13 protein-coding genes are annotated in these 12,224 nt (G+C 70.7%); 4 read left to right on the forward strand and 9 right to left on the reverse strand.

From position 1 onward, the window contains the following. Positions 1–125 precede the first annotated feature (125 nt). Positions 126–1,136 (forward strand): terpene synthase family protein, encoded by a 1,011-nt coding sequence (locus tag OO69_RS03560; RefSeq protein ID WP_033278900.1) that lies wholly within the window; start codon positions 126–128, stop codon positions 1,134–1,136. A 104-nt stretch (positions 1,137–1,240) separates the two neighbouring features. Here OO69_RS03560 and OO69_RS03565 read toward each other — a convergent pair whose 3' ends face one another. The 5 genes from OO69_RS03565 to OO69_RS03585 are packed head-to-tail and all read right to left on the reverse strand — an operon-like array spanning position 1,241 to position 5,561. Further along, entirely contained in the window at positions 1,241–2,494 is a 1,254-nt protein-coding gene (locus OO69_RS03565) for a cytochrome P450 (RefSeq protein WP_033278901.1), read from the reverse strand. Next, positions 2,491–3,099, reverse strand: a complete 609-nt coding sequence (locus tag OO69_RS03570) for a GTP-binding protein (protein WP_033278902.1) — start codon at positions 3,097–3,099, stop codon at positions 2,491–2,493. Before OO69_RS03570 ends, OO69_RS03565 begins: the two co-directional genes overlap by 4 nt. After that, a complete protein-coding gene (locus OO69_RS03575) occupies positions 3,080–3,451 on the reverse strand; it encodes a DUF742 domain-containing protein (RefSeq protein ID WP_033278903.1) in 372 nt (123 codons plus the stop codon). Before OO69_RS03575 ends, OO69_RS03570 begins: the two co-directional genes overlap by 20 nt. After that, positions 3,448–3,858 carry a roadblock/LC7 domain-containing protein gene (locus OO69_RS03580; RefSeq protein ID WP_019057749.1) on the reverse strand — a complete coding sequence of 137 codons (411 nt, stop codon included), beginning with the start codon at positions 3,856–3,858 and terminating at the stop codon, positions 3,448–3,450. Before OO69_RS03580 ends, OO69_RS03575 begins: the two co-directional genes overlap by 4 nt. After that, complete coding sequence (locus OO69_RS03585; RefSeq protein WP_033278904.1) at positions 3,855–5,561, reverse strand: ATP-binding protein; 1,707 nt, start codon at positions 5,559–5,561, stop codon at positions 3,855–3,857. The genes OO69_RS03580 and OO69_RS03585 overlap by 4 nt, the downstream gene beginning before the upstream one ends. A 272-nt stretch (positions 5,562–5,833) precedes the next feature. On the opposite strand from OO69_RS03585, the gene OO69_RS03590 reads away from it, so the two are divergent. Both OO69_RS03590 and OO69_RS03595 read left to right on the forward strand, forming a co-directional pair. Beyond that, a complete protein-coding gene (locus OO69_RS03590; RefSeq protein WP_033278905.1) occupies positions 5,834–6,196 on the forward strand; it encodes a DUF1304 domain-containing protein in 363 nt (120 codons plus the stop codon). Next, positions 6,193–6,756, forward strand: coding sequence for a TetR/AcrR family transcriptional regulator (locus OO69_RS03595; RefSeq protein WP_033278906.1), 564 nt, complete (start codon positions 6,193–6,195; stop codon positions 6,754–6,756). Before OO69_RS03590 ends, OO69_RS03595 begins: the two co-directional genes overlap by 4 nt. 7 nt (positions 6,757–6,763) lie before the next feature. Here OO69_RS03595 and OO69_RS03600 read toward each other — a convergent pair whose 3' ends face one another. Together OO69_RS03600 and OO69_RS03605 are read right to left on the reverse strand one after the other, a co-directional pair. Then, positions 6,764–7,591 (reverse strand): hypothetical protein, encoded by an 828-nt coding sequence (locus tag OO69_RS03600; RefSeq protein ID WP_033278907.1) that lies wholly within the window; start codon positions 7,589–7,591, stop codon positions 6,764–6,766. Between the two features lie 57 nt (positions 7,592–7,648). Continuing rightward, the gene (locus tag OO69_RS03605) at positions 7,649–8,596 is read right to left on the reverse strand and encodes a GlxA family transcriptional regulator (protein ID WP_033278908.1); all 948 of its coding nucleotides are present in this window, start codon (positions 8,594–8,596) and stop codon (positions 7,649–7,651) included. Positions 8,597–8,667: 71 nt separating this feature from the next. On the opposite strand from OO69_RS03605, the gene OO69_RS03610 reads away from it, so the two are divergent. Then, entirely contained in the window at positions 8,668–9,618 is a 951-nt protein-coding gene (locus tag OO69_RS03610) for an NADP-dependent oxidoreductase (protein ID WP_199810872.1), read from the forward strand. A 13-nt stretch (positions 9,619–9,631) separates the two neighbouring features. Here OO69_RS03610 and OO69_RS03615 read toward each other — a convergent pair whose 3' ends face one another. Together OO69_RS03615 and OO69_RS03620 are read right to left on the reverse strand one after the other, a co-directional pair. Beyond that, positions 9,632–10,738, reverse strand: a complete 1,107-nt coding sequence (locus tag OO69_RS03615; RefSeq protein ID WP_033278910.1) for an NAD(P)-dependent alcohol dehydrogenase — start codon at positions 10,736–10,738, stop codon at positions 9,632–9,634. Between the two features lie 25 nt (positions 10,739–10,763). Further along, positions 10,764–12,218, reverse strand: coding sequence for an aldehyde dehydrogenase family protein (locus OO69_RS03620; RefSeq protein WP_033278911.1), 1,455 nt, complete (start codon positions 12,216–12,218; stop codon positions 10,764–10,766). Positions 12,219–12,224 lie beyond the last annotated feature (6 nt).

A 12,224-nucleotide genomic window follows, 5' to 3' on the forward strand; every position in this document is an offset into this window, starting at 1 on the left:
AGCCTCGTAACCGCTGGTGGGACCAACTTTCGTACCACACAGCGTAGTTCGAGGGTGCGGGCGGTCGAACGGGCCGTCCGCTCGCGGTGGGGGGACTCAGTGTTCCGTCTCCCGAAAGGAAGCGCATGCCTCAGGACGTCACCTTCGACCTCCCCTTCGACACTCCCGTCAGCGAGCACCTGGAGTACGCCCGTGCCCGCCATCTGCGCTGGATCTGGGACATGGGCCTGGTGCGCAGCCAGGCCGGGTTCGAGGAGTACCGGTCGTGGGATCTCCCGCAGGCCGCGGCCCGCACCTATCCGCACGCGTCGGCCGCGGACATGGTCGTCCTGATGAACTGGTTCTCGCTGGCGTTCCTCTTCGACGACCAGTTCGACGCGAGCCAACCGGATCGCGCCGACCGAATACTGGAAGTGGCACGGGAGTTGATCGTCACGCCGTTGCGTCCGGCAGGCAGCAGGCCCCGGGTGGTCTGCCCGATCACCGTGGCCTGGGCCCAGGTCTGGGACCACCTTTCGGATGGCATGTCCCTGACCTGGCGGACCCGGTTCGCCGCGTCCTGGGGCCGGTTCCTGGTGGCGCACTGCGAGGAGGTCGACCTGGCGGCCCGGGGCATCGCGGGCACGCTGGACCTCGACGAGTACACGGAGTTCCGCCGCCGCACGGTCGGCATCCATCACAGCATCGACGCCGGCGAACGCAGCCGGGGCTTCGAGGTGCCGGCTCAGGTCCAGGCCCACCCGCTGATGGAACGCATGCGCGACCTCGCCGCCGACACCATCGGCTTCATGAACGACATCCACTCCTTCGAACGCGAACGCCGCCGGGGCGACGGCCACAACCTGATAGCCGTCCTCCACCGCGACCGCGGCCTGTCCTGGGAAGCGGCGGCGGATGAGGCGTACCGCATGACGAACGCCCGCCTCACCGAGTACCTCGACCTGGAAGCCCAAGTCCCCCAGATGTGCGACGAGTTGGCCCTGAACGAGGACGAACGCCGCCGAGTCCACCAGGGCGTGGAGGCCATCCAGCACTGGATCAACGGCAACTACGAGTGGGCCCTGGTGTCGGGCAGGTACGAGACAACAGCGGAGTCGGCAAGCAAAGGCTCAGTGGACGACCTGCTGGCAGTGTGATCCGAGGGCAAGCTGCCCGGCCAAGGGGCCGGGCAGCTTGTTTTTAGGGGCGCGGGGAACTGCGCGACCAGCCCCCACGTGCCCGCAGACAAAGAACAAACCACTTACACGGCGAACTCAACCGGCAGCCGGTCCAATCGAGACTCCCACGTAGACGCCGTAGAAGTCAGCTCCTCCACAGCCACCCCCAACCGCAACCCCGGCAGCCGATGCAGCAACACATCGACGCCGACCTCAAGAATCGCCTGCCCAATACTCTGCCCCGGACACTCGTGCGGCCCCGAACTGAACGCCAGATGCGACTGGTTCCCCTGCACAGAAACCCCCGCATCGGGCCGAACCTCCGGATCACCATTCCCCGCAGCGAGCCCCAGGACAATCAGATCCCCCTCCTCGATCCGATGCCCCCCGAGCTCAAGATCCGCCGTAGCGAACCGCCCCGGCAGAACGGCCAACGGCGGGGTGTCCCACATGACTTCCTCGACAACCGCCGAGACAGTCAACTGCCCACTCACCAGCCCGGACAGCCGAGACGCATCCGTGAGAATCCGCTGCAACACCCGAGCCAACAGATTGCTGGTAGTGGTGTGCGCGGCGATCAACACGAGCCGCAGATGCATGACGACCTCTTCCGCATCGAGCCCAGCCGGATGCTCGATCAACGCGGTGGTGAAATCAGAACCCGGCTCGGCCCGCTTACGCTCGGCGAGTTCACCGAGGATCTCGATGATGCGGTCGTTGTGCAGCAAGGCGTCTTCCCCACCCTTGAGCACCTGCGCACTGGACTCGACAAGCCGATCCCCGTCCCCCGCAGGAAGCCCCAGAATCCGGGTGAGGACAAGCATCGGCAGATACTCGGCGTAATCCGCCACCAGATCAGCCCGACCGGTGTCCGCGAACGCGTCAATCTGCTTGTTGGCGAAGTAAGTTGCGTGCCGCCGGACCCCCCGCCCGGCCGCGGCCAACAGCCCGTCGGTCACCGCACCCCGTAGCCGACGGTGCGGCTCCCCGTCCTGGGAGACACAGTCCGGCCGCCACCCCACCATCGGCATGATCGGCGAGGTGTCCGGCACCCGCCCCTCCCGCCAGTCCCGCCAGATCCGCGCGTCCCGGGAGAACTGCCGGGGACTGTCCAGCACCCGCCGGTTGTCGCGGTACCCGAGGACCAGCCAGGCGGGCACGTCCCCTTCGAGCAACACCGGTGCCACCGACCCGTGTTGCTCGCGCAGCCGCTCGTAGATGCCGCGCGGATCGGTCGCCGCGTCCGGCCCGTACAGCCGGGTGAGGTCCTCACCCGGGCCATGGGCGACCGGGCAGCCTCGCGGAGCGTCGGGGCCGTTTAACGTCTGGTCGGTCATCGGGGCTCCAGTGCGACGACGGCCGAGCGGTCCTTCAAGTGCCGTATCAGCGCGACCAGTACGTCACGGCTGGAGTGGCGGTCGCGGGCGTCGCAGGCCACGACGGGGATGTCCGGGGAGATGTCGAGGGCGTCCCGGATCTCGTCGACCGGATGCTCCGGGGAGTCGGGGAAGACGTTCAGCGCGATGACGAACGGGACCTCCTGCCGCTCCATCTCCTCGATCGCCCGGAAACTGGAGGCGAGGCGGCGGGTGTCGACGAGGACCACCGCGCCGAGCGCGCCCTTGAACAGGCCGTTCCACAGGAACCAGAACCGCTCCTGGCCCGGGGTTCCGAACAGGTAGAGGACCAGCTCGTCGTTGAGGTGGATCTTGCCGAAGTCGAGGCTGACGGTGGTCTCCGTCTTGTCGGCCACCCCGATGAGACGGTCGTCGCCGGCGCTGGCCTCGGTGAGGGTCTCCTCGGTGGTGAGCGGCTTGATGTCACTGACCGAGCGGACCATCGTGGTCTTCCCGGTGCCGAAGCCGCCGGCGATCATCACCTTCACCGAGCGGGTGCCGTCACCGGCCGGTGCGCCGGGCCGGTCAAAGCCGTTGAAGTCCACTGAGTACCTCCTCAAGGAGCGCGAGGTCGGGCCCGCGGCCGGCGCCGTGCGCCGGGATGGGGTCACGGGCTTCGACGCGGTCTGCCTCCAGCAGATCCGCCAGCAGCACCGCGAGAATGTTGAAGGGCAGTCCGAGGTGGGCGCCGAGTTCGGCCACCGACAGCGGCTCGCGGCAGCGCCGGAGGATCTCCTCGTGCTCGTGCTGCATACCCGGTACGGGCGCGGCGCGGGAGACGATGAGGGTCGCCACGTCGAGGCTCGACGCCGAACCGCCCGGTCCGCTGCGCCCTCCGGTGAGGACGTAGTAACGCTCCAGACCGGAGGGGTCGATGGGCCGGCGGGGAGCACTCATCCAGAGTGCTCCTCCAGGCGCGCGGTGGTGCCGAGGAGTTCACCCATCCTGCGGGCCAGGTCCCGCATCTGGTGTCCGAGCAGGCCCTGGTCGAGGCCCTCCCGGGCCAGCACGCCGAGATAGGTCTCCACACCCGCCCGGACGACGAAGAGGTGGCCGCCGTCGACCTCGATCATCGCCAGCCGCAACTGCCCCGCGTACTTGGGGAATTGCTCCGCGACCGGCTGGGCCAGCGCCTGCAGGCCGGCCACCACGGCCGCGAAGCGGTCCACGTCGTCGGGATCCTCCGCGCCGAACGAGGTGATCGCCTTGCCGTCGCTGGAGGCCACGAGGGCGAAGCGGATCTCCGGGATGCTCTCCACCAGATCGCGGAGCGCCCAGCTCACGTCGGTTCCCTGTTGCGTCATGTGGACTCGTCGCTCTCTTCAGTGCTGTGCTCGGTGAACTCGCGGCCTGCGGACGCCGGTTCCTCCCCCGGTGCCTCCCGTCCGGCCGTGGCGAAGGCCGCCAGGCCGGCGAAGGAGGCGTCGGGCGGTACGGCGGAGACGGCCATCTCCCCGGTCCGCCCGGCCGGTTGGAGCCGCGCCGTCTCGCCGCGCCTGCTACGGCGCCTGGGCAGCCCGCCGGATGTGGTGTCCTCCGCCCCGGCGGTTCCGGCCGGGGTCCCGTCGTCCGGGACACGTGTCAGCGCGGCTGTCGCGGGGGCCTGGAACGACGGGGTTCCGGTCACGGAGGACGCGGGCAGCCGGCTGAAGTACTTGTGCGGGACCACGACGACGACCGAGGTGCCGAGCCAGGGCGAGTCCGCGAAGGTGACGCGGATGCCGTAGCGGCGGGCGAGGGTGCCGACGACGCGCAGGCCGATGCTGGCGTCCTCGGAGACACCGCCGAGTCCGGGGCCCGCGCCGGTGCCGGCGAGGGCGTGTTCGGCCTCGCGCTTGGACTCCTCGCTCAGGCCCTTGCCGGAGTCCTGGATCTCGATGCCGACGCCGTTGGGCACCTCCTTGCCGGAGACGATGACCGGCTCGGTGGGCGGCGAGTAGCGGGCCGCGTTGTCCAGGAGGTGGGCGAAAATCAGCGTGAGGTGGTCCACCAGCCCGCCGTCGACGCCGAGTTCGGGCAGCTGGCGTACGTCGACGCGGTGGAAGTCCTTGATCCGGCCGATGCCGCCGCGCACCACGCTGAGCAGGCGCTGCGGTTCCTGCCACTGCCGGCCGGGCCGGTCCGAGCCGCCGAGCACACCGACGCTCGCGGCGAGACAGTCGGCGGGGCCGATCTCCTGGTCCAGCTCCATCAGACCGCTGGCGACGGCGGGCAACCGGCCGTGCTCACCCTGGAGTTCGTGCAGTCGGCCGCGCAACTTGCTGGTCAGTACGTGGATGCGGTTGCCAATGCTGATGACGGCCTGCTCGGCGGCGGTGGAGCGGTTGAACTCCTCCTCGACGCCGATGAGCGAGGTCCGCAGCACCTTGCGCAGTTCGGCCTGGAGCTCGGCGCTGACCTTCGCGCACTGGCTCGCGGCCGGCAGCAGGTCGTCGATGGCGTCACCGGCACGCAACTGCGCGAGTGCCTCGGGGAGTTGTTCGTCGGCGAGGCGGGCCACGGCGGCGAGCTGGTGGGCCAGCTGCTCCTGCCAGACCTCGGCCTGGTCGGCGAGCTGCGCCTCGTAGGACGCGGCCTGCTGGGTCAGCCGCTCCTCGAACGCCCGTGCCTGCTCGGCGAGTTGGGCTTCGTAGGCGCCGGAGGTGTCGGCGAGTTGGGTCTCGTAGGCGCCGGCGTGTTCGGTCAGCTGCGCCTCCAGCGTGGCGCGTTCGGTGCCGAACTTCCGCTCCAGGCCCGCCACATGCTGCAGCCACTGCTGGGAGTGCTCGGCCTGCGCGGTGCGGAAACCGCTTTCGGAACGGCGCAGTCGATCCTGGCTCCGGACGAGCAGTCGTACGCACACGGCACTCGCCACCGTGGCCGCCGCTCCGGCCGCGGTCGTGGCTATTCGCTCCGGGCTCATGAACGTGGCGGCGACGGTCCCACCCCCTAAGGCCAGCGGCATCAGCCACCAGCTGTACCAGGCGACCGGTGCCCGCGCCGCCGGTGGCGGAGTGGCGAGTTCCATCTGCATCCTTCGAAGCGACACGAACGTACAGGGGGGTGTGCGAGGACAGACCGCACTCAGGAGGACGCCCCACGAGCCGACCGGTCACGATCACGTCAACTCGCTGCGCCGCAGGGGAGCTTATCGGGTTTGAACGGTAAAAGATCAACCTCGAGGTGGTGCGGAAGTGAGGGTTCCGTCACGCTCCGAGAAGTCTGAACATGGACAGGTGTCCAGTTATAGTAGACACCTGCCCAAGAAGATGATCCAAGAGGACGAGGAGTCGATCGATCATGGAAACGCTCGCGAATGTGCTGGTCGGACTGGTGGCCGCGCTGCATCTGTACATCCTGGTGCTCGAAATGTTCCTGTGGGAGAAGAAGCCCGGGCGCGGCCTGCACGGCTTCGACCCCGATATGGCCAGAGCCACCGCACCGCTCGCCGCCAACCAGGGCCTGTACAACGGCTTCCTCGCCGCGGGTCTGGCCTGGGGCCTGATCGCCGCCGACCCGACCGGCTTCCGCGCCCAGGTCTTCTTCCTCAGCTGCGTCGTGATCGCGGGCGTCTACGGCACGGTGACGGCGAACCGGCGCATCCTGTTCGCCCAGGCGCTGCCCGGCGCGGTGGCCCTGGCCGCCGTGCTGATCGCCCGGTGAGCCGCGCCGAGCCCGAGGACCGGCGGGCCGCCCGCACCCGGGCACGGCTGCGCCAGGCCCTCCTCGACGAGTGCGCCGAACACCCCCTGGAAGAGGTCGGCGTGGCCGCCCTCGCACGCCGCGCGGGGGTCGGCCGGGCCACCTTCTACGTCCACTACGACGGCCTGGAAGCGCTTGCCGTCGACGCCTGCGCGGACGTCGTACGGGAGGCCGTGGAGGCACTGCACGCGTGGCGCGGCCGGCCCGACCCCGTGCACGCGCCGCCCGCGCTGCCGGAGTTCTTCGCGGGCCTGCTTCCCCACGCGGCCCTGTACCGCGCCCTGTTGAGCCCGGGCGGCGGCGGCCCGCTCGGCCGGGTCCTGCACCGGGACCTGCGCGCCTACAGCCTCCGCGAGCGCGAACTCGCGGGCGCGGCGGACGCCCCGCTGGTCGCCTCGGCCGTCGCCGGGACCTTCGGCGGGGTCCTCGCGGACTGGCTGCACGGCCTGTTGGAGGGCACGCCGGAGGAAATCGCCGACCAGGTATGGCAGTTGCTGGTCGCGCTGCACATGAGCCGGTGACGGCGGCTCACTGACAGGCCTGGCCGTCCTTCACCAGCGGCCAGGCCTCCACGCCGTCGGGCGTGCGGACGTACGCCGTCGACGCGTCGGCCGTGAGCCACAACTGCCGGTCCTGGTACCGGTATCCGGTGTCATGGGCGCTCTCCGGCATCCGGACGTCGCCGTCGTAGGGAGCGGTGAGCATCCCGGACGGCAGCACCTTGTCCGGGTCGCGGGCGTACAACCTGCCCTTGTCGCCTTCGCCGGTGTGCAGGAAGTGCGCCTTCTGCCAGTCGCAGTGCGCGGCACCGACCGAGCTGCTCACCACGGTGGTCGGCACGCGTTTGCCGTTCCTGTCGGTCCAGATCTCGTAGCCGTGCGCCTTGGTGAAGCTCGCCGGGAGTTCGGCCGGATCGCAGGAGGCTCTGGTCTCCGGGCCCCAACCCGGCCTGTTCTTACGGTCCTTGGCGACGATGACGGCCACCTTCGTCCGGCCGCCGACGTCGTAGGAGAACAGGACGCGACCGTCCGCCTTGCGCTCGACGCGGTAGCCCGTGCGCGGCACGTCCGGCTGCTCGATGTCGAAGTACGTCCGCAGGCCGCCCTCGGGTGTCTTCCCGCCGTCGCCCTTGCTCCATGTCTCGGCGCCGCCGCCCGCGTACATCGAACCGTCGCACTCCAACGCCCGCCCCGCGGCGCCCGATTCGTCGGACGCGGTGGCCGGTACGTACAGCGGTCCGGCGTAGGGCGTGGCCGGTGGGGTGCCCGCGACCACGATGTCCTTCCCGTCCTCCGTGCCGCATCCCACCGCCGTCACGGCCACCAGTACGGCGACCCCTGCGAGTCCTCTGCGCATGCCCTGCCCCCTCATGTCGTGTTCCTACGACGCGCGGGCGGGCCGAAACGTTGGGGTTCAGCGCGTTGTCTGGAACGTGCGCCGGTACGCCTGCGGGGAGACCCCGATCGCCGCGTGCAGGTGCTGCCGCAGGGACGCGCCCGTCGCGAAGCCGACGCGGCCGGCGATCTGGTCGACCGAGAGGTCGCTGGCCTCCAGGAGGTCGCGGGCGCGGGCGATCCGCTGCTGGATCAGCCAGCGGCCGGGGCTGAGGCCCACCTCGTCGTTGAAGCGGCGGGCGAAGGTGCGCAGGCTCATACCGGCGTGCCGGGCCAGGTCGGTCAGGGCGAGGGGCTCGTCGAGGCGGGTGAGGGCCCAGTCGCGGGTGGCGGCCGTGCTGGTGACGCCGGCGTCCGGCACCGGCTGCTGGATGTACTGGGCCTGGCCGCCGTCGCGGAACGGCGGGACGACGCAGCTGCGGGCGACCGCGTTGGCGAGTTCCCTGCCGTGGTCCGTGCGCACGATGTGCAGGCAGATGTCGACTCCGGAGGCCGCGCCGGCGGAGGTGAGGATGCGGCCGTCCTGGACGAAGAGCACGTCCGGGTCCAGGTCGACCTGCGGATACAGGGCCCGGAAACGGTCGACGACCTGCCAGTGGGTGGTGGCGCGGCGGCCGTCGAGGAGACCGGCGGCGGCGAGCACGAAGGCGGCCGTGCAGATCGAGACGATCCGCGCGTCCGGGCGGATCCGGGCGAGGGCGGCGGCGATCTCGTCGGGCAGCCCGGCGGGGATGCGCGTGGTCGCCATGGAGGCGACCACGACCGTGTCCGCCGTTTCGAGGATCTCGGGGCCGTGCTCCACCGTGACCGAGAAGTCGGCGTTGGTGCGCACCGGACGGCCGTCGACCGTGCAGGTCAGCACCTCGTAGTGGCCGTCGGCCGCGCCGAAGATACGGCTGGGGATGCCCAGCTCGAAGGGGTAGACGCCGTCGAGCGCCAGGACCACGACCCGTTCCACATGCTGCATGGCACGATTCTATCGAAGGTTGGCCATCGTGCCATTTCCTTGTCGGGCGGGACCCGGCAGGCTGACTGACCATGAGCACTGTGAACACCATGCGCGTCATCACGCAGAACGCCCTCGGCGGTCCCGAGGTCCTGGAAGAAGTACAGGTCGAGCGGCCCGCGCCGCGTGCCAACGAGATCCTGATCCGGGTCCGTGCCGCCGGGCTCAACCCCACCGACTGGAAGCACCGGGCCACCGGCGGCTTCCTCGGCGAGCCGCCGTTCACCCTCGGCTGGGACGTCTCCGGCGTCGTCGAGGCCGTCGGCGTCGGCGTCGCCCGGTTCGCGCCCGGCGACGAGGTCTTCGGGATGCTGTCGTACCCGTGGGGCCACGGCTCGCACGCCGAGTACGTCGCCGCTCCGGCCCGCGCCTTCGTCCACAAGCCCGCCGGGATCGACCACGTCCAGGCGGGCGCGCTGCCCCTGGTCTCGCTGACCGCGTGGCAGGCACTCGTCGAGAACGCCGAACTCCAGCCCGGACAGCGGGTGTTGATCCACGCGGCGGCCGGCGGGGTCGGGCACGTGGCCGTGCAGATCGCGAAGGCGCGCGGCGCCTATGTGATCGGCACGGCGAGCGCGGCCAAGCACGACTTCCTGCGCGAACTCGGCGTCGACGAGGCGATCGACTACCGGGAGACCGACTTCGCCGACGCCGTGAAGGACGTCGACGTCGTCCTGGACATGCTCGGCGGCGAGACCGCGCTCAAGTCGCTGCGGGTGCTGCGGCCGGGCGGGATCGTGGTCTCCATCGTGCCGATGGGCAAGCCGGACTTCTACGAGGAGGCCGAGCGGCTCGGCGTGCGGGCGGTCCGGATGCTCGTCGACGCCGACCGCGCCGACATGGAGTCGATCGCGGACCTCGTCGAGGCGGGCAAGCTGCGCGCGACGATCGCCAGGACGTTCCCGCTGGCCGATGCCGCCGAGGCACACGCGCTCGGCGCCACCGGCCGCACCGCGGGCAAGCTGGTGCTGACGGTCGACTGACCGACCGAACAGGTCAGAAGGTGAGCACGGGCTTGATCGCCTTGCCCGCACTCATGTCCCGCACCGCCTGGTCGATGTCCGCGAACGGATACGTGGTGATCAGACGGTGCAGCGGCAGCCGCCCCTCCTTGACCAGTCGCACCAGCGCCGGGATGAAGCTCTGCGTCTCGCTGTCGCCGAGGGTGATGCCGACGATGCGCTTCCCGGGGAGCAACCCGTTGACGTCCAGGGCGACTTCGCTGCCGAACGGCGGCGCCCCTACGACGACCAGCGTGCCCCGGGCGGCGAGCGCGTCGGCGCCCTGCCGGAGGACGCACACGTTGCCGGTCGTCTCGACGATGCCGTCGGCTCCCTGGCCGTCGGTCAGTACCGCGAGGGTCTCACCGAGGTCGGCCTCGCCCGCGTTGACGGTGTGGGTGGCGCCCAACTCCTTTGCCAGCGACAGGCGTTCACCGACCCGGTCGACGGCGATGATCCGGGTGGCCGGGGTGAGCGCGGCGGCCATCACCGCGGACAGGCCGACGGCTCCGGCGCCGAGTACCACGATCGTGTCGCCGAGCCGGGGCTCGAGGACGTTCCAGACGGCGCCAACTCCGGTCTGAACTCCGCACCCCAGTGGGGCGATCGACGCCAGCGGCACGTCCGGGTCGACCTTCACCAGGCTGCGCTCGTCGACCAACGCCCGCTCGGCGAACGAGGATTGGCCGAAGAAGTGTCCGCCGAGGGGCTCGCCGTCGCGGCTGATGGTGCTGCTGCCGTCGGCACGGCGACCGCCGATGAGGTTCAGCGGGAGCCAGGTCGCGCAGTAAGCGGGGTGGCCGCCCTGGCAGTTGCCGCAGTCGCCGCAGGACGTGAAGGACAGGACGACGTGGTCGCCGGGCGCGACCCCGGTGACGGCCGAGCCGACCTCCTCGACGACACCGGCGCCCTCGTGACCGAGAACTCCCGGGAGCGGAAAGGGCAGTCCGCCGCTGGCGGCGCCAAGGTCCGTGTGACACAGGCCGGTTGCGACGACCCGGACGAGCGCCTCGTGCGGGCCCGGTTCGGCCAGTTCGACGACGGCGAGGGTGAAGGGTGCGCCGCCCGACTCGACGACGGCCGCGCGCGTGGTGGTGGACATCGTACGAACTCCTAGGTGGGAGAGGTCAGTCGAGGGAGACGACGACGGACTTGGTCCGGGTGTACGCGGCGAGGCCCTCGGGGCCGTACTCGCGGCCGAAGCCGGAGTCCTTGACGCCGCCGAAGGGGACGTTGGGGTCGAGCATCGCCCAGTCGTTGATCCAGACGATGCCCGCCTGGAGCCGGTCGGCGATGCGGTGGGCGCGGGCGAGGTTGCCGGTCTGGATGCCCGAAGCCAGGCCGTAGGGCGTGGAGTTGGCGAGTTGGACGGCCTCGTCCTCGGTGTCGAAGGGCTGCACGGTGAGCACCGGGCCGAAGATCTCCTCCTGGATCACCCGGGAGTCGTTGGCGAGGTCGGCGATGACGGTGGGCTTGTAGTAGTAGCCCCCGTCCAGGTCGAGCCGTTCGCCGCCGCAGACGATGCGGGCGCCCTCCTTGCGGGCGAGGTCGACGTACTCCTCGACCTTCCGCAGGTGCCGCTCCCCCGCCATCGGTCCTACGACGGTCTCGGGCAGCCGGGGGTCGCCGAGCGGTACGCCGGGGACGGCGTCGGCGAGGATGTTGAGGAGGGTGCTGTAGACCGGGCGCGCGACCAGCAGGCGGGGGCCGCCCATGCAGAACTGGCCTGTGTTGAAGACGAATCCCTTGATGACCGCGCCGACGGCCTTCTCCAGGTCGGCGTCCTCGAAGACGAGGTGGGCCGCGTTGCCGCCGAGTTCCATGGTCACGGGCGTGAGGTTCTCGCCGGCGACGCTCGCGGCGTGTCGGCCGACGGCGGTGGAGCCGGTGAAGGCGATCTTGTCGACGCCGGCGTGCCGAAGGAGGGCCTCGCCGGCGACCGGGCCCGCGCCCGTGACGACGTTGACGACGCCGTCCGGGACGCCGGCCCGCTGGAGCAGGCGGGCCATGTAGAGGGCGCTGAGCGGAGTCTCGTCGGCGGGCTTGTGGACCACGGTGTTGCCGGCCGCGAGGGCGGGGGCGAGTTTCGAACCGGCCAGAATCAGCGGGAAGTTGAAGGGGGTGATCGCGGCCACCACGCCGAGCGGCTCGCGCTTGGTGTAGGCGAGCGCGTTGAGCGGGGTGTCGCGGGTCGCGCCGTCCAGGGAGAAGGCGAGGGCGGCGTAGTGCTCGTAGTCGTTGGCCGCGTTGGTCACGTCGACGGCGTGGCACAGGGTGATGGGTTTGCCTACGTCCAGGCTCTCCAACCGGGCCAGTTCGTCGGCGTTCTCGCGGATCAGCTCGGCGACGCGGTGCAGGATCCGGCCGCGTTCGCGGCCGCTGAGCCCGGACCAGTGGCCGTTGTCGAAGGCCTCGCGGGCGGCGCGGACGGCGGCGTCCACGTCGGCGGGGCCCGCCTCCGCGACCGTGGTGACGACCCGGCCCCGGGACGGGTCGACCACCTCGGTGCGCGCTCCGTCGGCGGCCTCGCGCCACTGCCCGCCGACGAACAGGCGGCCGGGTTCGATCTCGAAGGCGGTCATCGCCAC

The organism is Streptomyces sp. NRRL F-525 (assembly GCF_000716605.1).
Lineage (GTDB): Bacteria > Actinomycetota > Actinomycetes > Streptomycetales > Streptomycetaceae > Streptomyces.